This window comes from Sphingobacterium paramultivorum, from assembly GCF_014109745.1.
GTDB classification, from domain to species: Bacteria; Bacteroidota; Bacteroidia; order Sphingobacteriales; family Sphingobacteriaceae; genus Sphingobacterium; species Sphingobacterium paramultivorum.
Genome location: NZ_CP058555.1, coordinates 4,852,857 through 4,875,056 on the forward strand (window position 1 = coordinate 4,852,857; position 22,200 = coordinate 4,875,056).

Sequence of the window (22,200 nt, forward strand, 5' to 3'; positions counted from 1 at the left end):
TCACTTTTTGCTAGCTCTGAAACCGGAGCTAGCTTTTTTATTTAAACAACATGAAATTACTCAAATTACTTGCCTGCTGTCTCCTTCCGATTCCCTCCCTTTTTGCACAACAACGTGTCGGCCGGGTTTTTGAAGATCAGAATGCGAATAACCTGTTCGAACAGAACGAAAACCTACTCGGTGGAATCACAGTATCCGATGGTTATGATGTGGTAAAAACCAATAAAGAAGGAACGTATACACTACCTTATAACCCCAATGCCCGCTTTTTGTCTGTCACTGTACCCAGTGGTTACAAGGCTACCAAAACACATTACATTCCGTTGCGCGCGGATGCCAAAAATCTAGACTTCGCTTTAGTCAAAGATGCGGTCCAACAAAACGATTTTCTACGGTTTATCCAAATCGCGGATACAGAAACGCCGTTGTATGGACCTTGGATTGATAATGTCAGAAATTACGCCAAACAACAGCGTGCAAGTCTGATCATGCATACCGGAGATATCTGCTATGAACCGGGCATGCTTTTTCATGCCAAGCAGGTTAACAGTGAACTCATGGGCAGACCGACCTATTATACCGTCGGAAATCATGATCTTGTCAAAGGTGAATATGGCGAGAAGCTATTTGAAGATCTTTTTGGTCCGACTTATTACTCATTCGATGCCGGGCCGGCTCACTTCGTCGTTACACCAATGCCAAATGGCGATTATAAACCCAGCTACACCGCTGATCAGATCATAGCTTGGCTCAAAAAAGATCTAGCTGCCATGGATAAATCCAAGCCCTTGATCTTTATTAACCATGACTTCTTTGTAGGGCCTGACTTTGTACTTAAAGGAGAAAAAGAACAGATTGATTTAAAGCAATATAACCTTAAGGCCTGGTTCTATGGACACTGGCACAACAATTTCGTTTTCAAACAAAATGGTGTCTATGTCGTTTGTTCCAATGCCCCCAACAAAGGTGGTATTGATAATTCTGCCGCACAGTTTGTTGTCGTCGATATTGACAAACAAGGCATCAAGAATATCAAGCCGATCTACACAAACTTACGTGACCACGTCCAGTTGGTACGGCCCGTGGGCAATCAGTCGTTAAATGCAGACCAAACGCTGCCTATACTGGTCAACACCTACGATAGTGAGCGACAAATACAGGGCGTAGACCTCACAATATCCGCACATGAGACCGGAAATCGCATAAGCTCAATTTCGCTGAAAGCCTCCGGAGATTGGACATGGCAAGCAAATGTTCCTTTCCAAAAACAAAATCACAAAGGACAATACGATGCACTTATCACGATTCGCTACGAGAATGGTGAACAGACCCTAAAGAAAGAAACGTTTAGCCTCGCGCCAGCAGAAAATGATAAGATCAAACTACAGTGGTCCACTTCAGTCAATGGAAATATCTGGAAAACAAGTCCTCTGGTTATTGGCGATAAACTTTTTATAGCCACAATGGATGATGGCATAGGAACCAGTCATGCAATCAAAGCCTTGGATAGACGGAGTGGAAAAGTATTATGGTCTCTGCCAACTATAAATTCCATTAAGCATAAATTACGTTTCAGCGATGGTATATTGTTGGCCACTGATGTTGAAACCAATGTCTATGCGATAGATGCAAATACAGGCAAAATCCTGTGGACAAAGAAACCTTCGGCTCCAAGTCTCCCGACCTTTGTTTCTGGCGCTGCGCTTGACAACGGGATCTATTATACTGGATTAGGAAAACGAATGTCGGCAATTGATATCCATACAGGCAAACCGTTATGGGAAGGTGTAGAACCGTCAGGCGGAGAAGCTACTCCAGCAGAGCTATCGGTTGTCGGTCAAGTTCTTTTAGCTGGATACAACTGGAATGCACTCTGTGCTTATGATATCCATACCGGAAAACTGCTCTGGAAACGTCAGGAAGATGGTTTACGTTTTAGAAGTGGCGGGATAACAGCTCAAAAGGATTACATCTATACGACCGGCCTCAATGGCATCTTTAAGATCGATCTAAAAACGGGAGAAATCTTACAGAAGAGCATTAAAACCGACGATTTTAAGGTGATGACTGCACCAAAGATCAGTGAAAACCTTTTGGTTATGCCAACTTCCACCAACGGAATAAAAGCCTATGATCTACAGACTCTGGAAGAGAAGTGGCATTTTCCCACAGGAGAAGCGCTTGTCTATTCTTCTGCATACAGTAGTCCTGACAACCATAAACTGGTCGGCACAGTTGAATCAGCAGTCATTGAAGTCAAAGACAAGTTAGTTTTTGGTGCTTCAGACGGCTATGTCTACGTCCTTAATAAAGCAGGTAAACTCTTATCAAAATTCAACCTGGGTTCGCCTATATTTTCAGACATCACAGTAGATGGCGATTTGATTTATGTTGCTGATTTTGCGGGAAATGTTTCCTGCTTTAAACTCTAGTATTTATACATAGAACAAAAAAGGGAGGTGCTAACTTTAAAATGAGTTAGCACCTCCCTTTTTCTTTTATTCTTAAGAAGTGTACACCCCATTCGACTTATGATCAGCGAATCTTGGGATACCTAATCTTACCTAAAGTAAGGTAGGGTTGTCCATCTTCTATAACCGACAAAACCTGTGCGTCAGTTTCTACAACTTACATCCAACTTACGCTACCAGTTTCAACGTCATAGTTTGCACCAACAATCTTAATTTTACCCTCTTCTTCAAGTTTACGGAGCGTTGAGCTTTGTCTGCGAATGTCACGGATCGCATGTTTAATGTTCTGTTGATTTAGCTTCTCAAGCAACACACTGTTTTTAGAAGAACGTTCTTCCCCTTGATCGATCACCTCATTAATGATCGGGTCGAAATGGTTAATCAAATGGTTTAGGTTATCCATTCCCATGCCCTCGATCTGTGCTGCATCCAATCCTCCTTTTAATGCTCCACATTTGGTATGCCCTAGAACGACAACAAGTTTAGAACCTGCCACATTACAACCAAACTCCATCGAGCCTAAAATATCCTGGTTGACAAAATTTCCGGCGATCCGGATACTGAAGATATCGCCCAATCCCTGATCAAATATAAGTTCAGCTGAAGTACGGCTATCGATGCAGCTTAGCACCACGGCAAATGGCCATTGTCCCTCACGCGTAGCGTTCACCTGTTCGAGTAGATCGCGGTTAGCTTTCAGATTATTAACAAAGCGCTGGTTTCCCTCCTTCAGGAAATCTAATGCTTTTTCAGGTGTAATCGTCGATTGTGTTTCGTACGTATGTGCCTTCATAAAATTTTATTATTTGGAATATTAAAGGTAAAATTAATACGTTACATTTTAATTACCAATAGGACAAAATACCTGTAATTTCTTATATAGCCCCAGTGACTTCGTTCTTTGTGTAATAATCCATCCAAGCTTTAATTCTTCCGACAAACATTTTAAGATAGTTTTCTGTCAAAAATATGTTGGACCAATCAAATCTTTGTGCCTGTACGCCAAGATAAAAAATAAAAATAGAAGCGCCTGCTTTTGGTATTAAGCTGAGCTCTTTTTCAGATAAAAATCTATTGCTCTGGTATCCACGTAAGAAGCTTTGCATTTTTAATTCATACTGCTCTTTATCTGATTCTATGAAAAACAGTTGTTTGCAGAAATATCCAACATCCAAAATTTGCCATCCATTTCCACAAAAGTCAAAGTCAAAAATCGTAATCTCCTTTTCGTCTGTAACGGCCATATTATCATACCATATATCCATATGTATAATTCCGGTTTTCGTATTATCAAAATCTGAATTTTGAAAATTTTCTCCAAGCTCCCTAATGAATTCCATTTCTGGCAAGTTGTCTGAAAAGAATTGTTTTAAATACGCATAAGGTAGTTCTATAAGAGACGTCTTATGATAAGATACTCGGTTAATGTTCTTGTTTTCGGTATGGTTGTGAATATTTGCCATTAGAGAACCTATTCGAAAACAGGTTTCGTTGTCCATAAATCGAATTTTCTCACCTTGAGCAAAGGAAAAAAGTACAACGTATCTGATTCCTTCAGGAGCATTTATTTCTTGAATGAATGCTCCGTCTTTATCTTCAATTGGAAAAGAAACACTTAAATTTTTATTCTTCAATGATTTCAGAAGTTCAAGCTCTTCAATAATTTCGGTTTTTGACCTCCAGTTATGACTATAAACTCGCAAAACGTATTTCGTTTCGGTGTTGGAAAGAAAATACGTGTGATTCATTCCTGTTCTGAATAGGGTACAATTGTATTTGTCGTCTAGGCCATATCTATCTTTCACAAAATCTCCTAATTGTTTGGCAGAAAGAGTAGAGGCTATAACAGGAAATGTTGTCATTTTTTTAGTCGCTAAATTTATAGTTTCGTTGATGAAGGATGTTTTTCCAAGTACATACGAGCCGCGGTCATTTCTGAATTTAGATGCTAATTCAAGTTTTAACTCTTCGTATTCCTTTGCCCGTTTAATATTAGAATTTAGATAATCCCGAAAGTCAATTTGCGCCCACATTGCATTGTCTTTTGGGCACATGTGAATATGGAAAATTTGTTCGTTCTTTCCATCAATGTTATATCCTTTTCCAAATGTTGAATATTCCGCTATATTTTCTCTTGAGGGAACTTTAAAATGTGAATAGCCTAGTGCTGAGAATTCGTCAATTAGTTCCTTGTTGAACAATAATTCTTTTGGAATCTCAATTATTATATCAATATAAGGTTTAGATTTGATTGAGCTAATAGCTGTACTGCCAAAATGTTCGATCCGTAAAATCTTTTCTTTTCCGATCTTACCTAAAATCCGTTGTTTTTCGGCCGTAAATATATTTTTCCATTCAGGATTATGATCAACTAATTCGACGGAAAAAAGTCTATTCCAATCGTCCTTTTTCAATTCTGTTAGGCTCTTTTTCATTTTAGTTATTGCTGGAATTATTAACTGCATTAAGGTTTTAAGTGAATCGTGTAGCTAGATAAAATGCTTATGACACCCTTTTTTCCTGGAAGTTCGTATTGTTTTTTTTAGATACTAAAAGACAAAAAAAGCTTGCAATATGAATTGCAAGCTTTTTTAAGTTTTAATCTTTCGATCTGTAGCCCGTAGGGGAATCGAACCCCTGTTTCAAGAATGAAAATCTTGCGTCCTAACCCCTAGACGAACGGGCCGTTTTCTGTTTCGGTGTGCAAATATAGAAATATTTATAAATGTGTCAAAATTTTTATCTTTTTTTTATTCATATTTTTTAAAATAGATCATAAACCCCTCTAGAATAGCTATATTTAGAGTCATTGAAAAAGTAACCAACATGACTAATTTTAAAAAAATCAAAAAACCGCTACTCTATGCCGGACTAGGCTTGGCTTTATTAAGTCAGGAAGCCTATGCCCAGAAATCGAGTGCTATTGCAGATCAACTGCAACTCACCTGGAAGGTCAAAGACGGACAGAATATCCGTAAAAATCCGGTATCCACCCTAATTTTAAAAAACAAGGGAAAAAGTGCTGTTCAACTCAACGATTGGAGCCTCTGGTTTAATTTTATTCGCTCTATTGATCCCGATAAGGTCGACAAACGTTTTGCGATAGACCACCGAAATGGGGATCTCTTTCAGGTTAGCTTTAAGAAAAATAATTTTTTATTAAATGCGCAAGACACAGTCCACATCGATTTTATCACGACTGGACTGGTCAATTATACGGATGGACCAATTGGTCTATACCTAAAAAATAATAAGACTGGGCTTGCAACAAATATTTCGGATTATTCTGCGGTTAAAATTGCTCCCCAGTCGGAAGCGGAAAAAACGGATTACTTTGCTTATAAATACGATCAAAATAAGCTGGTAGAGGGTGCAGTAGCACAGCATATCATCCCTTTACCAAGCAATATCAGCATCAATAATAACGAGAAATTCAACCTATCGACAGATACAAAACTGTTTGTTGACCATGAATTTGCTAGCGAAGGAGGCTTTCTGACAGATTTCCTGACCAGCTATTCAGGCGTTAAGCTAGCAGCTTCATCCAGTCCACAAGGCGGCATTGAAATTGTCAAAGCAAACAACTTAAAGCCCGGATCCTATCACTTGACGATTGGTGCTAAAGGTATACGAATAGAGGCTTCTGATAAAGCTGGTGCATTTTATGCCATACAATCGCTAAAATCGTTGGTCAATCACAGTCAATGGAATAAAGCCACAAAATCGATCACATTACCATACGCTAACATTGAAGATAGCCCGCGCTATGGTTACCGTGGATTTATGCTGGATGCTGCCCGTAATTTCCATAGCAAAGCCGAGGTTTTAAGAATATTGGATCTCATGGCTTCTTACAAGTTGAACAAGTTCCATTTCCACTTCATTGACGACGAAGGTTGGCGATTGGAAATTCCGGCCCTACCCGAATTAACGGCTATCGGAGCCAACCGTTCGGCTAATTTTGAAGATGGAAAGGCAATACAGTCTGCTTATGGATCTGGCTCTACGGCTAAACCGCATCAATTCTACAGTGTTGCTGACTATATCGAAATTTTAAAGTATGCTCAGGCAAGACATATAGACGTCATACCAGAAGTAGAAACTCCTGGTCATGCCCGCGCAGCGATCAAAGCAATGCGCGCGCGTTTTGCACATTACTCAAAACTTGGTGATAAACAAAAAGCGGAGGAATTCCTGCTTGACGATGCAGAGGACAAATCTGTTTATAATTCTGCACAAAACTGGAATGACAATGTCATGAACCCTGCCCTACCTTCAACCTATCACTTCCTGAGCAAGGTGATCGATGAAATCAAAGCGATGCATGATCAAGCTGGAGTTCCGTTGACAATTATCGATTTGGGAGGCGACGAGACGCCAAGTGGTGTTTGGGAAAAATCGCCAAAGGTATTGGCCTTTATGAAGGAAAATAATATCGCCAATGTACTCGATGTATGGCCACTGTATATTACCAAAATTAATACCCTTGTTCAAGAAAAAGGGTTGACGATGTCTGGATGGGAAGAAATGGGTATGCGCAATAAAGGAAAAGGCATGGTTGTAAATGCCGATCTAGGAAAATCCGGCATCCACTTGAATGTATGGAACAATCTCCCTGGCCAAGGACAGGAAGACCTCGCTTATCGATTGGCAAATGCAGGATATAAAGTTGTTTATACGAGTGCTGCAAACAACTACCTGGATATGTCTTGGGACCGTGATTTTGCTGATCCAGGACACAGTTGGGTCGGTACGGTTAATCTGAATAGAACTTATTCGTTTTCTCCTGAAAATTTCTTCATCAATCTGCGCAAGGATGACACCGGAAAAGATCTTAGACCTGAGGCATACACCAATAAAGAACAGCTTACAGCGGAAGGGAAGAAAAACCTCCTCGGTATCAAAGGCGCCTTATGGGCAGAAAAGGTATCTACTGACCAGCGTCTTGAGGAAATGATATTTCCACGTTTAATAGCGATTGCTGATCGCGCGTGGGCACCCGAACAAACCTGGGAAAAAGGAAATTCTTTTGACGAGGCCACTTATCGTAAATCGTATACCTCTTTTATCAAAAAATTAGGCGAGGATGAATTGAGAAAACTGGATAGGATAAATGGAGGCTATACCTATCGACTTCCTAAAATTGGAATCAAGAAAGAGGGTAGCCAACTCCTTATCAATACCGATTATCCTGGTTTCAAAGTCTATTACAGCGACAACGGCAGTACGCCAACATTGAAATCCAAAATAGTGAACGGTCCAATACCATTCCAAACTGGGAAAAAATACTTATTTAAAGTATTTGATGCCAAAGGACGGTCAGGTGATGTGATCAGCTATTAATTCATTGGAACGCAAAATGATAAACGCTATTGGCGTTGACAATAAAAAAAAGCTGCCTAAAATAACATCAGTCACTTCAAAAATCGACTGTTTGAACTGGCACTTAAGCTGATAAAGGCAAAATAGAATAAAAATAGGGCTGTCCAATTTCTTTGGGCAGCCCTATTTTTATAAGTCCTAAATTTTTTAAGTGGCTCAGGACTTTTTATGTCGTCAGACAGTTATTTTATAGTCAGACAATTATTCTAGTCAAATTTCCATCTTACGAACGCTTCAATAGCTTCATAATTTGCAAGACCTAATTGGTCATATAAAGCTGCGGTTTCGCTTGTACGGTCTTCAGCACGTACCCAGAATTCACGTGGATCATCTCCAGGGAATACAGGTAAATCTTTCTGAGACTGGTGTTTGAAGATGGCTAAACGTTTGCGATAAACTTCTTGTGGAGATAACGGAACGGCCATTTGGATCTCGTGGATTGGGTATTCATGCCATGCTCCTCTGTATAACCATAACCAACAATCTTTGGTCCACTCATCTGTTTTGCTCAATCTGCTCAATGCTTCAAACAAGATATCGAAACATACTTTATGCGTTCCATGTGGATCCGCAAAGTCACCCGCAGCAAATACCTGATGTGGTTTTACATGGCGCAACAATTCCATTGTTTGTTGAATATCATCTTCAAAAGATACATTTTTCGAGAACTTCTGTCTATCATAGAAGGGTAGATCCTGGAAATGGATATTTTCATCGGGCAAACCAACTAAACGAGCTCCCGCGATCGCCTCACCCTTACGGATCAATGCTTTGATTTTACGGACAAGTTCAGTATCGATCTGATTTGGTTTTTTTGTTGCAAAAATTGCTCTTTCCTCATCATAAATTCGACCGATCTGAGAAGCTTCCGCCTCTGCCCCTATTTGTTTTGCTAAATCTTCAGCAAACTCCAGATAACGTACGACATCATCATCCCAAACAGCTGTATTACCACAAGTTTGGTAAGCAACATGGACATTGTGTCCTTGGTCTGCCAGACGAATAAATGTACCCCCCATCGAGATGACATCATCATCAGGGTGTGGAGAAAATACAATTACATTTTTCTTCGCTGGATTGGCACGCTCAGGACGTTGTGAATCGTCAACATTGGGTTTACCTCCTGGCCATCCCGTGATCGTATGCTGAAGTTCGTTGAATATACGGATGTTGATATTATATGCCGGACCGGTCTCTGTAACCAACTTGGCCATCCCGTGTGCATTATAATCCTCGTCGGTAAGTTTCAGGATTGGTTTTTTGATCTCCAAAGCTAACCAAACGACTGCTTTTTTAATTAACGAAGGTGTCCAGGTAACATCTTCTGCCAACCAAGGAAGATCAAAACGTGTCAACAATGAAGCAGCAGCTTCATCAAGAATAAATTCAACGTTATCTGATAATTGAAGATAAGTTGCAGGAATCTCTGAGGAGATTTCACCTTCAACTGCTTTTTTAATGATCTCAGCCTTTGTTTCGGTCCAAGCCATTAAAATAATCTCTCTTGCTTTGAAGATTGTACCTACGCCCATGGTAATCGCTTTTGTTGGTACATTTTCTTTTCCACCAAAAGCACGGGAAGCATCGCGACGGGTTAAATCGTCCAACGTTACTACACGTGTACCTGAGTTAGGGGCAGAACCTGGCTCATTAAATCCGATATGGCCTGTACGGCCAATACCTAATAATTGAATATCTAAACCTCCTGCTGCTGTAATCTTCTGTTCGTAAGCCTCACAGAATGCATTTACTTGATCAGAAGCTAAGGTACCATCTGGAATATTTACATTGGCCGCATCAATATCTACGTGTTCGAACAAGTTTTTGTTCATAAAGGTCACATAGCTCTGATCAGCATCAGGTTGCATAGGGTAGTATTCGTCAAGATTGAAGGTAATCACGTTCTTAAAGCTTAAACCTTCTTCTTTATGCAAACGAATCAATTCTTGATAGACTTTTACCGGTGTGGCACCGGTAGCAAGGCCCAGAACAGCTTTCTCACCTTTCTCTTGCTTTGCACGAATAATTTCAGCAATACGATTTGCAACGTTTTTCGAAGCTGAATTTTGATCTGGATAGACGCTCACAGGGACTTTTTCGAAGCGCGTTTCTTCCAATAAATTTAATCTAGCCATTTTATGGGTATGTTGATAAACGTGAATTACAAATTTATAAAATTAGTACCTCAAGTTGAAGTAAAATTTTAATAAAGTGGTTCTTTCTTAGCGATATTTTAAATAAAACCTTTTAGCTATTCTTTTAGGTCAATAATACGATTATACCTTATTCAAAATCTCAACGGCTTTTAATAGCGTTTCATCCTTTTTAGCGAAACAGACCCGCAAAACTTGTTGATTTGTCGCTTCTTTATAGAACGCTGAAAGTGGGATTGTTGCAATTTTGTGTTGTCTAGTTAACGAACAAGCAAATTCAAATTCCTTCTCCTGACTGATTGCACTATAATCTATATTAAGGAAATAAGTTCCTTCGCAAGGAAGAATCTTAAACCGGGATCCCCTTAATCCATCCTTCAACAAATTCCTTTTCCGCTCAAAAAAATCCGATAGGCCTTTGACATAGCTTATATCCTCCAGATATGCTGCGATAGCGAATTGCATGGGTGTATTTACGCTAAATACATTGAATTGATGTACTTTTCTAAATTCTTGAGTTAATTGCGGCGGGGCAATGCAATAACCAATCTTCCAACCCGTGGTATGCAATAACTTTCCAAAGGAAGCAATAACAAAACTTCGCTCCCGCAAGGTGGGTATTTCCAGTACCGATTGCGGCGAAACACCATCGAAAACAATATGCTCGTATACTTCATCACTCAACAACAGTGCGGTGGTACTTGCCAGCAAATCCCCAAGTTTAATCAGTTCTTCTCGACCCAGTACTTTGCCTGTTGGATTATTTGGATTATTGATGATGATTAAGCGGGTTTTGGAATTAATTAACGTAGCTACGTAATCCCAGTCAATCTGAAAATCAGGAGCCAATAATCGCACGGGAACAACCTTACCGCCAAATAATTCGATAGTTGGCGCATAACAATCGTATGCCGGTTCAAAGATAATAACCTCATCTTGTGGTCTAACAACTGTGGCAATAGCTGTAAAAATTGCTTGTGTACCGCCAGATGTCACAGTAAGCTCCGCTGTTGCATCAACCGCCACGTCATAAACTTCACGATATTTTTTAGCGATAGTATCACGTAATGCCTGTGCTCCAATCATTGGCGCGTATTGGTTATGTCCCTGTTCCATTGCCTTAGAAACCAATTGAACCAACTTCGGATCTGTCTCAAAGTCAGGAAAACCTTGCGACAGATTTAAAGCTTGCTGCTCGTTAGCAAGCATCGTCATTTTGGTAAAGATCGTCGTGCCGACATGTGGAAGTTTAGAAGTTAGGTTGAAGTTCATTTTTTGACATTTTATTAATCTACTAAATTAGTGGATTTTCTTATATTTGTAAATATATATAAGAATAATAACATGATAAAATACATCACACTACTTTTTTTAGTTCTGCCATTCTTTGGTTCTGCACAAAAAAAAGAACTTACCAAAGAGGAGTATATTGCCCGTGTCAAAGCTTCTCCAGATTCAATCTCGACATTGGTTGACTTGCGTAGAGTTGGAGGTTATGACCCTGTATACCCCGAGCTTCAGGCGCTTTATAATACCTTGAGTAAAAATGTCAAGAATTCAAGTGAAGGAAAAGAGTTTCAAGATTACTTAAATACATTGGAAACGGTTCAAATTGGAAAAATAGCGCCAGCGTTTACGCAAAATGATACCACTGGTACCCCTGTAAAGCTTTCGGACTTTAAAGGAAAGTATGTTCTCCTTGATTTTTGGGCATCTTGGTGTCCGGATTGTCGTGTCGAAAGCCCAGATCTTGTAAAAACATACCAACAATTTAAAGGTGAAAACTTTGAAATATTGGGTATATCCTTTGATAAGGATCGCAATTCTTGGATTAAAGCCATCCATGCAGATAAATTGCACTGGCGTCATGTTTCGGATCTCAAACGTTGGCAAAATGATGTCGGAACATTATACGGCGTAAAATCTATTCCACAGAATGTACTGATCGATCCCAATGGGAAAATCGTCGCCAAGAATTTACATGGTGATGCTTTACGCGCGAAATTGAAAGAAGTCTTGAAAAAGTAAACTATAGACGATCCATAAAAAAGACCATGTTTTAGTAAAAGCATGGTCTTTTTATTTTTATTCTTTGAAGAACGCCATTTTTCTGAAAAAATCTATTTTAAGATGATCCCAGTAAATTAGGATATTAAACGATTGATTGCCCCTTTTTCTCCCTTAGCCAAACAAAGCACTGAAGATGTCCTCCAATTTGGCAACCGGACGAATGGCAATATTATATTTTTTAGCATCCAATCCTTTGGTATTGAATTTAGAAATAAAAATACCATCAAAGCCCAGCTTCTCGGCCTCCTGTATACGCTGTTCAATGCGATTTACGGCCCTTATCTCACCCGATAAACCAACCTCACCGGCAAAAGTCAGATTGGATCGAATCGCGATATCTTGTTGTGAAGAAATAATTGCAACAACAACAGCCAAATCGATCGCAGGATCTTCAACACGCAACCCACCGGCAATATTCAAAAACACGTCCTGTGCACTTAACCTAAAACCAAAGCGTTTCTCTAAAACAGCCAGCAGCATGTTTAATCGCTTCGTATCGTAACCTGTAGAAGAGCGCTGAGCAGTTCCAAACGCCGAATTACTCACCAGAGCCTGTACTTCAATCATCATAGGGCGCACTCCTTCAAGCATCGCCGCAATGGAAACGCCACTAACAGGTTCATCGCGCTGGGAAATCATAATCTCCGAAGGATTTGACACCTCCCTCAATCCCGAGCCCTGCATTTCATAAATACCCAGTTCTGAAGCAGATCCAAAACGATTTTTTACGGCCCGTAAAATCCGGTATACATGATGACGATCACCCTCGAATTGAAGCACCGTATCCACCATATGTTCTAAAACCTTGGGACCTGCAATAGACCCGTCCTTGGTAATATGCCCTACAATAAAAACTGGTGTACTGGTTTCCTTTGCAAACCGCAGCAATTCTGCAGTACATTCGCGTACCTGAGAAACCGACCCTGGCGCCGATTCAATTTGTGAGGAATGTAAAGTCTGTATAGAATCTATTACAATGACATTGGGCTGCACCGTCTCGATCTGCTTGAAAATATTTTGAGTAGATGTCTCGGTAAGGATATAACAATTTGCTTTAGAAGATTGTGACAATCGCTCTGCCCGCATCTTAATTTGCTGTTCACTTTCTTCCCCAGAAATATAAAGTGTCTTGACTTGTGGGATCGATAAAGCGAGCTGTAACATCAACGTAGACTTCCCAATACCGGGTTCGCCTCCGATAAGTACCAATGATCCCGGAACAATACCACCACCAAGAACCCGGTTAAACTCCTGATCTGGAGTCAATATCCGTAATTCATCCTGATAGACAATTTCGTGGATGATGGCAGCTTTATTCGCTCTTTTCGTGCTTCCGCCTGTGGTGGAACTACGCCATTCGGGCACTTTTGAGCTCGCTTTTTCGACGACTTCCTCAACAAAACTATTCCATTGCTTGCAAGAAGGGCATTGCCCCATCCATTTGGGAGATTCGTAGCCACAGTTTTGACAGAAATATGCTGATTTTGATTTTGCCATGTTACGAAATTACAAATTTATAGCTGTTAAAGGTGTAATATCATGCCCCGTACGTATTATATTACCCAAGATATTACGTAAGGACTGATCAGCCTTTCCATAATGTTACTCCTATGGCGGCTTAAGTCAATACAAAGTATTACTATATACCGCATCACTACTTTAGCAATACCTCAACAATACTGCATGTCTACTGGAACCTCACTGAAAAGCCTTAAAAAAACCGAAGTGTTTATTCTTCATTTTCTTTTAAGATCCGCAAAAAATTTTGTCCCATGATCTTCGCAACATCCGTTTTTGTATAACCTCTCTCCAACAGCGCTTTGGTCAGTAGTGGAAATTTAGAAACATCTTCCAGACCTTGGGGTGAGGATTCTATGCCATCGAAGTCCGAGCCTACAGCAACATGATCAATACCCACTTTTTTGACCAAATAGTCGATATGATCCAATAATTTCGACAGTGGAGCATCCGCTTGCCGTTGAAGTTCTTTTGGCAACTTTTCATACATAGACCAAGTACTCAATTTTGTATCCCCGTTATCACCAAATTTACCCACATACAAATCCTTAAGCCTTGTTTCATAGGCTGGATCCAAAAAACCTGAATAAAAATTGACACCAACAACGCCCCCATTTTTTTTCAAAGCTTCCAATTGTGCATCTTTCAGATTGCGGAAATGTGGACATAATTCATAGGCGTTGCTATGGGAAACCAAGATCGGTTTGGTCGTTATCGCCAGCACATCATAGAAAGTCTGCTCTCCTCCATGCGACAGATCAACCATCATCCCTAATTCGTTCATCTTCTGGATAATTGCTCGACCTTTTGCCGTCAACCCTTTGTCCTTGGGATTCATACGACCTGATTCCATTGCAGCACAACTCGCCCAGGACAAATTGTAGTTCCAGGTCAAAGTGAGGTATTTGGCACCACGCTCATAGAGTCGCATTAAATGATCAACACTTCCCTCAATCATATTTCCGCCTTCAACCCCAATCAAAGCGACTATTTTTCCCGTTTTTAAGATTGAATCGATATCACGTGAAGATTTTGCCAAACTTATTTTATCGGTATTTGCTGCAATCATCTTTTCCAATGCATCTATCTGGTCATTGGCGTGCTTAAATGCCCCAGATTTCCACTTCGCATCATCGGACCACACAGCAAATACCTGCACATCTACGCCCCCTTCCCGCAGTCGAGGTAAATCAGTAGCCCCCGTACTTATTCGCTGGCCGATATTTTTCCCCTGGAAAATGGATTCGTATATCACATCATTGTGTCCGTCGACGACCACCAAATCTTGGTGTATCTGTTTATAGTCTTGACTATATCCAACATTGTTGAGTGTTGTCATTGCTAGTCCAAGTAATAGCAGGCCTTTTATCATTTTTGACTTTCATTGATCGTTTCATAAATAGCATCCTGAATCCTGCTTCTGATATTCAGATCCAACAGCCTAGTGCTCACCTGAGGATGTACGCGATTAGACAAAAAGATATAGATCAGTTGATTTTGTGGATCAATCCAGATACATGTTCCTGTATAGCCTGTATGACCAAAGACCGAGCTATTCGCTAATTTAGATGGATATTCATTTTTTGGGTTTGGATCCCAACGGTCAAAACCTAAGCCCCGACGACTGCTTGTCGATTGCCTGGAGGTAAATAAATCTATTGTTTCGGTTTTAAAGTAGCGCTCCCCCCCGTACTCTCCTCTATTCAATAACAGTTGACCATAGATTGCCAAATCATTTGCTGTAGCAAATAATCCGGCATGCCCGGCAATACCGCCAGCCATTGCCGCACCCTGATCGTGGACATAGCCTTCTAGCAATGTTTTCCGAAAAGAGGTATCCTGCTCGGTAGGAACAATTTCATCCTTTGCAAAACGTTCTCGGGGAAGGTAGCCAGCACGCGTCATCCCCAATGGCCTGTAAAAGTTCTCCTGCACATAATCTTGCAGAGGTTCAGCGGTCTGATGTTCTGCAACTTCTTTCATCACGTACATACTGATATCACTATACACATAATTTCCAGTGGGTTTTACAGGTGATTTTAGCATCTCGGGCCACATGACATCGCGGTAATAATTGTTGAGAATATAGCTATTGTCGGCCATTTTCACTTGATGGTTATCATCGCGCGCTGAAACAACGTCTCCAACTTTCAGATATTTATAGAAGGGAATAAAAGGTGTAAATCCTGCTTCATGCAACATCACGGAACGAAGCTTGATATCCTTTTTATTGGTATACTTTGCCTGCCATAGGTAATGTCCCATGGTACTATCCAAATTAATAATATTCCGCTCGGTAAGACGCATAATTACAGGAGTAGTACCGGCAATCTTACTGACAGATGCGAGATCAAAAATATCAGTTGTTTTTGTGGGAATATCTTTGGAATATGTGTGAAATCCGTAAGATTTCTCCAAGAGTACTTGTCCGTCTTTCACGATCATGACAACAGCTCCCGGTGTTGCTTGCTTATCGATGGCTTCTTGCGCAATAGCATCAATTTTCTTCGTCAATTTGGTCAGGTTCAGATTAGAACTTGATGCAGCTCCATATTGCAGCCTTGTCTGTGTGGTTTTGACATGACCGGCGGTTATAGGAATCCCACCAAAAATAGACATTGCCATCTGACGCTGTCCAGTCTCTGAAAAAGGAGCAAGTAATTCGATCAAATCAGACTGTGGATGCTCCGATAAACTCTTTTTGTTCTTTTCATTTTCAAAAAAATGACAAAGGATAACTTTTTTATTGTTTAATACGGCCTGCTTCAACTGTGCTAGACAAGCTGCATCTAAGTCATCTTCCTTTCCAGCCACAATAATGGTGTTATAATATTTGATGTCCTCATCAAATTTATTAAAATCAAAAACTTTAGTGTTTGCATAACGAGCCAACTGTTCTGTGAACATCGCATATTTTGCAGCGTTAGGAACGACAACTGCAATACGAAGTTGATCCAGATTTTCTAAAGGTAGCAACTGATCGAGGTTATTAAACAGTATCGTTTCGTTTTTAATCGTAGACTTATATTGAGCAAAGAGGGGGCTAATACAGAACAAACCTGCAAATAAAGCCCCAAAAAATCGTTTTTTCATTCTGCTTTTATCGTTTTTTAGGTTCTATCAAATAAAAATACGAATTAAATAACGAAGGAATATGCTCGCTCGAAAAAAAATCAATTTTGTTACTCTACTTGACGATGTGAGTTAATAAAATTCTTTCATCCTTTGGCCATAGCGTATTCAACCATCCCCCGATTGCATCATGAAGGTTTTTTCTGTAAGTTTGACTAATGCCAGAATTGATTCAAGATAAAACAATATTTTCCTTGCTGGAAGTCAGCCGCAGTATCCAAAAGACACTTGCGGAGCGGTATAAGAGTTTGTACTGGATCAAAGCCGAAATGAACAAGCTCAATCATTATACGCATTCTGGCCACTGTTACCCTGAAATGGTTGAAAAACAGGATGGTAAAATTGTCGCTGAAATTCGGTCCATCTTATGGAAAGCTGATTACAATCGTATCAACAACAATTTTCTTAAAGTCGCCCAAGAACCTTTGCGAGAAGGGATTACGATGTTATTTCAGGCAAGTATTTCCTATGACCCCATGTACGGATTAAGTTTGCGCATTGTTGATATTGATCCGACTTTTACCTTAGGTGAACTTGAAAAGGAGAAGTTAGACAGTATTCGAAAGCTGAAAGCAGAGGGCATATATGAGTCCAATAAATTATTGGGCTTTCCGGTGGTTCCTAAAAGATTGGCGATTATTTCAGTAGAAACAAGTAAGGGACTTTCTGATTTTTACAAAATTATTAATCAAAACCCATGGGGTTACCGCATAGAATGCACGCTCTTTCCGGCATTATTACAAGGAGACAAGTCAGTACCTTCTATTATCAATCAGCTTGCAGTTATTGCTGAAAAAATCGACACGTACGATGTCGTCGCCATCATACGTGGAGGGGGTGGTGAGGTTGGGCTTTCCAGTTATAACAACTACTTATTGGCACGTGCTATCGCTATCTTCCCAATCCCTGTATTGACAGGCATTGGACATTCGACGAATTACACGGTTAGCGAAATGGTCGCCTATAAAAACGCGATCACTCCCAGTGAGCTAGCCGATTTTTTGATTCAGAAGTTTCATAATTTTGCGATTCCGGTTGATAAGGCAGCAGAACGTATACAGCAGCTCATTCTTACCCGATTTAAAGAAGAGCATAATATGCTATCTCAACTGGCAACGCATATACAATGGATCGGGAAGAGAGAAATTCAGTCCTCGAGGGCGGCCATTCAGCAATTTCAACACGATCTTAACGCGTTGATAAAATTGCGGTTCTATGAGCACAAAACGGCTTTGGCCCATACCGAACGAATTATTCAGCTATCTGATCCAATTAGGCTATTGAAACAAGGTTTTTCAATTACTAAGGTTAACGGAAAACTACTGCAGTCGGTGACACAAGTGTCTCCAGGCGATGTGATACAGACGATACTCGAATATGGCGAACTTACCAGTACTGTAACGGATAAATCGCCGACAGAAGGTTTGGATGCGGACCAGGCTTAATTTGGCCATCGGTACACAAAATTTTAAAGAAAGCATATCATAATGGAACAGAATTATACCTATACAGACGCCTTTAACGAGTTGCAAACAATCGTAAGGGAAATTGAAAATGGCACAACAAATATTGATGAGCTCGCAGGAAAAATCAAGAGGGCTTCCAACCTCATTCAAGTGTGCAAAGCCAAGTTAACAGCGACAGAGGACGAGGTAAACAGTTTATTACAGAAAATATCCCCTGCTCAGGAAACGGATGATGACGAATAGTTAAACCAAACGACAAGGCACATCAAGATCCTCGGTAAAATAATAACTGGCACATAAGCGGTGGTAACCATCTGCTATGATAAGTTTCCCGTTTGCCCGAACCAACAGAATTGGAGATAGCTTTTCTTTCTTCTTGATCTTTCTTAGATTTTCCTTGACGTGGCAATTGGTATCAGGAAGTAGCGGAAGTGCACTAGCCCGCAAAATATCCTTGGATTTCTTTTTTATCGTAGTTGCTCCTCTAAGTTTGTCAACAAAAGCCTTACATTCTTCCGGAACAAATAAAAGCTCCAAATAATCGTAAGCTGCGGGGAAGTCATGTTCCTGGGGATCCGCTAACCAAAAAGCCTGTCCTTTTTCAATTTTAACTGTACTCATAATATAGCTATCATTTCCTAATACATTTCAGCTCATCCTAAAGCTTGCTAATATTGATAAGCCACGACCTGCCTATCACGGCGTACCGTTTCTACAAACTCCCGATGTTTGGTCACATTTCCCGTCAATCGCCATATGGTATTCAAACTTTCTTTGTTATAGCGTTGACTTACAATGACTGCCTTAAAACCCATCCTTCTGATTAACTGCTCGGTATGTTCAAAATCTGCCTCAGATGAGGTCTGCAGTTCATAGTCTTTTATTTTGTGATAATTGTCAATATAGGTTTGTAAATACGTTAACAATGCCAAAATAGCCAAAACCAACCCTACACCAATAAACGCTAAAAATATATATCCGGCACCAACACACATGCCCAAAGAAGCTGCAGCCCAAATTGTCGTAGCGGTCGTTATACCACTTACTTTATTGTCTTCTTTGAAAATCACACCTGCTCCTAGGAAACCGATACCAGTAATAATGTTTGCCGCCAATCGATCTGGATTTGCCAATCCAATTTTTAATGAAAGAATAGTAAAAAGACAAGATCCAAAGCTCACCAATATAAACGTCCTCAAACCCGCGGATTTATTGCGATATTCACGTTCAATCCCAATCAGCAGACCTATTAAGACTGATAACATAATAAGTAAAACGTCACGCGATTCAAAAGGTTGTAATAGGTTATCCATGAGTTTATTTCTTCTTCATCCAATTTAAGAAAAATAGGGAGATCTATCAAATGACCTCCCTATTAAAGAATAGCTTTTCTTCGACCTAATACATTGGTACTTCAATTAGCAGTAATGATGTATCATAGTAAGCTTCAATCGCTATTTTTTCTGTTTCGTATAAACCAATGGCATCCCTTCTTGAAAGCATTTCATTTGCTACAGCGATCTTTCCTTCCAAAACAAAAAGATAAAGCCCATTTTGCTCCGAATGAACAGTATATTCTATCTTTTTACCCGCCTCTATGTCTGCCAAGTTAAAATATGCATCCTGATGTATATGTACAGCATTGTGATCCATTTTATCCGGTGAAACAATCGTTGCAAATTTATTGTGCCGATCTAATTGAAGGTAGGATTTCTGATCGTATCTGGGCTCTAGCCCTATTTCGTTGGGGATTACCCAAATTTGCAGAAATTTAACAGCATCCTTCTGATTGCTATTAAACTCGGCGTGCTGCACCCCAGTACCTGCAGACATGATCTGCACATCTCCTGTTTGGATCGTACGGCCATTGCCCATACTATCCTGATGTGCCAGTGCCCCCTCCAGTGGTATGCTAACAATTTCCATATTGTCGTGTCCATGCCGATCAAAACCTTGACCACCTTCCACCTGATCATCATTCAATACCCTCAGGGCACCAAAATTCATCCTTTCGGGATCAAGATACTGTCCAAAACTGAATGAATGCGCACTTTTCAGCCAGCCGAAATCGACGTGGCCACGATCACTTTCCCGATGTATAATCTTTTGCATGTTGTCCTCCTTACTGCATAAGCTTCTAACTATCAAGGACAAAACCCATACCAACAGGAATATAAACCCAAAATCTGACAATTTGTCAAAAGAGAGGACTATAGTGGCTTTAATTTATCTGGAGCAAGCGAATGAACGAGTGCACGTGCGAGAATTCTATTCGGGTCTATGACAATCATCCCATTGTAATCCCGTTCAGGGATAGCCAAAGGTAACTCTGCACAACCCAAAATAATGACCTGCGCTCCTTTCTTTTTCAGATCATCCATGACCAACAATAGATCTTCCCTTGCTTTATTCGCGATCGGTACCGGTTGGGCCTTTATTCCATAATCCTCATCATAGATTGCATTATTTACCTTCTCTTGCTGCGATCCTTCTGGCTCGACAACAACGAAACCTTTTCGAATAAATGCTTCCCGATATAAACTGCAGATCTGCTCTCCTGCGGTAGACAAAATCCCGACTGTCGTGTCGGGATAGTTTTCGTCTACAAATCGGACAGTCTCATAGACGATATGCAATAGCTTCAACGTGCTCCCCATACGAGCCCTCTCATCTTGAACAACAGAAAAAATCGGTTCTGCATGTGCCGTATTGGACGGAATCGCCGCAATGGTCGCTCCGGCCATTTCAAGTTGTCTTAAAATTGCAGCGATAGCCTTACCGGGATTGACATTGGATTTATCCAATAAATACGCCGTTCGGTCAGAGATCAAATTTGGACATGAGAATAACAAGAGCGGCAAGTGTTCCTGATCGGATCTTGCCGCCGTCTCATCTATAATTTTCTTCGTAATATCCAAGCCGCCATAAGGGCCTAGTCCACCTACTATTCCAATCATAAAACTATTTTTATATCATAGATATAACCAATAGTCTTACAAATGGTTTGTAGAAATTACCATTCTATCGCTTGGTCCTCGTCAGGAATCTGCGTATTCAATTTTCGTTCTAAAGTGAGAGATCCTGCGACTTTATAGCGGATTGGCACATTGGGAATCATCGTATAGTCTGTAAATTCATAATCGATATTATTGATCGTAAGCCAACGCCATTTCAAATAGGGCCGTACTTTATCCATTGCTTCTGACATGGTATAACTTGCATCTTTATTCACAACAAACTTAATATTAGGATTATCCGAACGAAAAGTCACTGTACCTGTTTTGGTAAAGGTTGCATATATTTTGTAATTCCGCCTATCTTGTCGTTCTTCGTCAATATTTCCTGCATAGAAAAAAACAGTATTTTCGTCGACGACATAACTCCGGATTTCGCTTTTCACGACAGGGGTTTCATTTTCTTGACCTTCCATCCTCGTTAAAAGCGCAGATCCAGAATAATTTCCTGAATAATCGTTGAATGGATTAACGCGAAGTATTGCCTTCCTGTAATACTTTCGCGGATGCCCTTTATAATTTGCTGAAGGATCATCCATAATCGTCAGCGGTAATACCCATTTTTCAGTCATATCAATACCCTTTAAAGAGAAATCTATGGCCAGCAAGCTCGTATTTTCGCCCGCATTGATATTAACGGTGGTAGGAAACGAATAATAATTACTGCTTAATTGTTGGTAATAAAAATCTTTCCGGTTTTGAAATCGTTCAAAATTTAGCACATTTAATGTATCGGCATCCAGTGCAACCTGAACTGCAAAATTTGATTCGTTTGTCGTTGACCCACTTACAATCAAAGGCTGTAAAAATGTGCTCTTAGCAGCATCCTTATAGCGAACATAAATATTGGAAACTCCGTTGTTGTCCAAAGGAGCCTTGAAAGAAATATAATGTTCATATTGTTCTTCTTTCCATTCATCATTGCAGGCTCCAAAAATGAAGGTTATCAGCAATAGAAAGAATTGTATATATAACTTGTTCATAAGACATCTAT

The 22,200-nt window shown here is 40.1% G+C and carries 17 protein-coding genes and 1 tRNA gene; 5 read left to right on the forward strand and 13 right to left on the reverse strand.

The annotated features are described in order from the left end of the window. Positions 1-50 precede the first annotated feature (50 nt). Positions 51-2,432 carry an outer membrane protein assembly factor BamB family protein gene (locus tag HS960_RS20205; protein ID WP_182330532.1) on the forward strand — a complete coding sequence of 794 codons (2,382 nt, stop codon included), beginning with the start codon at positions 51-53 and terminating at the stop codon, positions 2,430-2,432. Positions 2,433-2,628: 196 nt separating this feature from the next. Here HS960_RS20205 and HS960_RS20210 read toward each other — a convergent pair whose 3' ends face one another. The 3 genes from HS960_RS20210 to HS960_RS20220 all read right to left on the reverse strand — a co-directional run bounded on the left by HS960_RS20210 (position 2,629) and on the right by HS960_RS20220 (position 5,157). Next, positions 2,629-3,264, reverse strand: coding sequence for a carbonic anhydrase family protein (locus tag HS960_RS20210; protein WP_153845343.1), 636 nt, complete (start codon positions 3,262-3,264; stop codon positions 2,629-2,631). 82 nt (positions 3,265-3,346) lie between these two features. After that, positions 3,347-4,936: a GrpB family protein gene (locus HS960_RS20215; RefSeq protein WP_182330533.1), complete on the reverse strand. Its 1,590-nt coding sequence runs from the start codon at positions 4,934-4,936 to the stop codon at positions 3,347-3,349. Between the two features lie 149 nt (positions 4,937-5,085). After that, positions 5,086-5,157, reverse strand: a tRNA-Glu gene (locus tag HS960_RS20220). A gap of 140 nt (positions 5,158-5,297) precedes the next feature. Here HS960_RS20220 and HS960_RS20225 point away from each other — a divergent pair. Next, positions 5,298-7,814, forward strand: a complete 2,517-nt coding sequence (locus HS960_RS20225) for a family 20 glycosylhydrolase (protein ID WP_182330534.1) — start codon at positions 5,298-5,300, stop codon at positions 7,812-7,814. A gap of 245 nt (positions 7,815-8,059) precedes the next feature. Here HS960_RS20225 and nagB read toward each other — a convergent pair whose 3' ends face one another. Next, positions 8,060-9,988 carry a glucosamine-6-phosphate deaminase gene (gene nagB / locus HS960_RS20230; protein WP_153845340.1) on the reverse strand — a complete coding sequence of 643 codons (1,929 nt, stop codon included), beginning with the start codon at positions 9,986-9,988 and terminating at the stop codon, positions 8,060-8,062. 141 nt (positions 9,989-10,129) lie between these two features. Continuing rightward, a complete protein-coding gene (locus tag HS960_RS20235; protein WP_153845339.1) occupies positions 10,130-11,278 on the reverse strand; it encodes a methionine aminotransferase in 1,149 nt (382 codons plus the stop codon). 72 nt (positions 11,279-11,350) lie between these two features. Here HS960_RS20235 and HS960_RS20240 point away from each other — a divergent pair, with 72 nt between their 5' ends. Next, the gene (locus tag HS960_RS20240; protein WP_153845338.1) at positions 11,351-12,034 is read left to right on the forward strand and encodes a peroxiredoxin family protein; all 684 of its coding nucleotides are present in this window, start codon (positions 11,351-11,353) and stop codon (positions 12,032-12,034) included. 153 nt (positions 12,035-12,187) lie between these two features. Here the strand turns inward: HS960_RS20240 and radA are convergent, their stop codons facing one another. The 3 genes from radA to HS960_RS20255 form a co-directional block, all read right to left on the reverse strand. Next, entirely contained in the window at positions 12,188-13,573 is a 1,386-nt protein-coding gene (radA, locus tag HS960_RS20245; RefSeq protein ID WP_182330535.1) for a DNA repair protein RadA, read from the reverse strand. A gap of 232 nt (positions 13,574-13,805) precedes the next feature. After that, positions 13,806-14,966, reverse strand: a complete 1,161-nt coding sequence (locus HS960_RS20250) for a dipeptidase (protein WP_153845336.1) — start codon at positions 14,964-14,966, stop codon at positions 13,806-13,808. Next, the gene (locus HS960_RS20255; RefSeq protein WP_159730052.1) at positions 14,963-16,687 is read right to left on the reverse strand and encodes a serine hydrolase domain-containing protein; all 1,725 of its coding nucleotides are present in this window, start codon (positions 16,685-16,687) and stop codon (positions 14,963-14,965) included. Before HS960_RS20255 ends, HS960_RS20250 begins: the two co-directional genes overlap by 4 nt. 197 nt (positions 16,688-16,884) lie before the next feature. Between HS960_RS20255 and xseA the strand changes: the two genes are divergently transcribed. Both xseA and xseB read left to right on the forward strand, forming a co-directional pair. Then, a complete protein-coding gene (gene xseA / locus HS960_RS20260; protein WP_153845334.1) occupies positions 16,885-18,171 on the forward strand; it encodes an exodeoxyribonuclease VII large subunit in 1,287 nt (428 codons plus the stop codon). Between the two features lie 42 nt (positions 18,172-18,213). Further along, positions 18,214-18,435, forward strand: coding sequence for an exodeoxyribonuclease VII small subunit (xseB, locus tag HS960_RS20265; protein ID WP_182330536.1), 222 nt, complete (start codon positions 18,214-18,216; stop codon positions 18,433-18,435). On the opposite strand, the gene HS960_RS20270 is transcribed toward xseB, so the two are convergent. The 5 genes from HS960_RS20270 to HS960_RS20290 all read right to left on the reverse strand — a co-directional run bounded on the left by HS960_RS20270 (position 18,436) and on the right by HS960_RS20290 (position 22,189). Further along, positions 18,436-18,813, reverse strand: a complete 378-nt coding sequence (locus HS960_RS20270; RefSeq protein WP_182330537.1) for a hypothetical protein — start codon at positions 18,811-18,813, stop codon at positions 18,436-18,438. 47 nt (positions 18,814-18,860) lie between these two features. Further along, on the reverse strand, positions 18,861-19,505 hold the full coding sequence (locus tag HS960_RS20275) for an MgtC/SapB family protein (RefSeq protein WP_120335676.1): 645 nt from the start codon (positions 19,503-19,505) through the stop codon (positions 18,861-18,863). An 85-nt stretch (positions 19,506-19,590) separates the two neighbouring features. Beyond that, positions 19,591-20,304, reverse strand: a complete 714-nt coding sequence (locus HS960_RS20280; RefSeq protein ID WP_153845332.1) for a pirin family protein — start codon at positions 20,302-20,304, stop codon at positions 19,591-19,593. A gap of 98 nt (positions 20,305-20,402) precedes the next feature. Then, positions 20,403-21,149 (reverse strand): aspartate/glutamate racemase family protein, encoded by a 747-nt coding sequence (locus tag HS960_RS20285; RefSeq protein WP_182330538.1) that lies wholly within the window; start codon positions 21,147-21,149, stop codon positions 20,403-20,405. Positions 21,150-21,205: 56 nt separating this feature from the next. Then, positions 21,206-22,189 (reverse strand): DUF4973 domain-containing protein, encoded by a 984-nt coding sequence (locus HS960_RS20290; RefSeq protein ID WP_182330539.1) that lies wholly within the window; start codon positions 22,187-22,189, stop codon positions 21,206-21,208. Positions 22,190-22,200: the final 11 nt, after the last annotated feature.

Excerpts from the sequence above, each read along its gene's own strand:
- HS960_RS20215 (WP_182330533.1), bottom strand. The coding sequence starts at position 4,936 with ATGCAGTTAATAATTCCAGCAATAACTAAAATGAAAAAGAGCCTAACA.
- HS960_RS20210 (WP_153845343.1), bottom strand. The coding sequence starts at position 3,264 with ATGAAGGCACATACGTACGAAACACAATCGACGATTACACCTGAAAAA.
- HS960_RS20225 (WP_182330534.1), top strand. The coding sequence starts at position 5,298 with ATGACTAATTTTAAAAAAATCAAAAAACCGCTACTCTATGCCGGACTA.
- xseA (WP_153845334.1), top strand. The coding sequence starts at position 16,885 with ATGCCAGAATTGATTCAAGATAAAACAATATTTTCCTTGCTGGAAGTC.
- HS960_RS20290 (WP_182330539.1), bottom strand. The coding sequence starts at position 22,189 with ATGAACAAGTTATATATACAATTCTTTCTATTGCTGATAACCTTCATT.
- nagB (WP_153845340.1), bottom strand. The coding sequence starts at position 9,988 with ATGGCTAGATTAAATTTATTGGAAGAAACGCGCTTCGAAAAAGTCCCT.
- HS960_RS20235 (WP_153845339.1), bottom strand. The coding sequence starts at position 11,278 with ATGAACTTCAACCTAACTTCTAAACTTCCACATGTCGGCACGACGATC.
- HS960_RS20270 (WP_182330537.1), bottom strand. The coding sequence starts at position 18,813 with ATGAGTACAGTTAAAATTGAAAAAGGACAGGCTTTTTGGTTAGCGGAT.
- HS960_RS20205 (WP_182330532.1), top strand. The coding sequence starts at position 51 with ATGAAATTACTCAAATTACTTGCCTGCTGTCTCCTTCCGATTCCCTCC.
- HS960_RS20240 (WP_153845338.1), top strand. The coding sequence starts at position 11,351 with ATGATAAAATACATCACACTACTTTTTTTAGTTCTGCCATTCTTTGGT.
- HS960_RS20255 (WP_159730052.1), bottom strand. The coding sequence starts at position 16,687 with ATGAAAAAACGATTTTTTGGGGCTTTATTTGCAGGTTTGTTCTGTATT.
- HS960_RS20280 (WP_153845332.1), bottom strand. The coding sequence starts at position 20,304 with ATGCAAAAGATTATACATCGGGAAAGTGATCGTGGCCACGTCGATTTC.
- HS960_RS20250 (WP_153845336.1), bottom strand. The coding sequence starts at position 14,966 with ATGATAAAAGGCCTGCTATTACTTGGACTAGCAATGACAACACTCAAC.
- radA (WP_182330535.1), bottom strand. The coding sequence starts at position 13,573 with ATGGCAAAATCAAAATCAGCATATTTCTGTCAAAACTGTGGCTACGAA.
- HS960_RS20275 (WP_120335676.1), bottom strand. The coding sequence starts at position 19,505 with ATGGATAACCTATTACAACCTTTTGAATCGCGTGACGTTTTACTTATT.
- xseB (WP_182330536.1), top strand. The coding sequence starts at position 18,214 with ATGGAACAGAATTATACCTATACAGACGCCTTTAACGAGTTGCAAACA.
- HS960_RS20285 (WP_182330538.1), bottom strand. The coding sequence starts at position 21,149 with ATGATTGGAATAGTAGGTGGACTAGGCCCTTATGGCGGCTTGGATATT.